1 protein-coding gene is annotated in these 313 nt (G+C 56.5%); it reads left to right on the forward strand.

What is annotated here, in order from left to right; translation table 11 throughout:
• Window positions 1–32: 32 nt before the first annotated feature.
• A complete protein-coding gene (locus tag V0R37_RS21890) occupies window positions 33–215 on the forward strand; it encodes a bifunctional hydroxymethylpyrimidine kinase/phosphomethylpyrimidine kinase (protein ID WP_420376529.1) in 183 nt (60 codons plus the stop codon).
• Window positions 216–313 lie beyond the last annotated feature (98 nt).

A 313-nucleotide genomic window follows, 5' to 3' on the forward strand; every position in this document is an offset into this window, starting at 1 on the left:
CTCGCCAGTGGCAGTGGCCCAGACTGCCGGAAGTGTTTCACGGGTCCGGATGTACGTTGGCTTCCGCCCTGGCCGCTCGTTTGGCGGTAGGTGAGCGCTTACCTACGGCTTGCGAACAGGCACAGCACTTTACCTGGGAGAGTTTGTCACACGGCTATCAGCCGCCCAGCGGGCAGTGTTTGCCTCAACGTCTATCACGCCCTGCACGCTTTTGATTTTTATTGTCCGTCAGCTATTGCTACAGAGGATGCCATGACCACATCTGCAGAATTATTTGATCTGGCCAGTCGCCATATTCCCGGTGGCGTGAACT

The organism is Pollutimonas rozaliensis, assembly GCF_048751585.1.
Taxonomy (GTDB): domain Bacteria; phylum Pseudomonadota; class Gammaproteobacteria; order Burkholderiales; family Burkholderiaceae_B.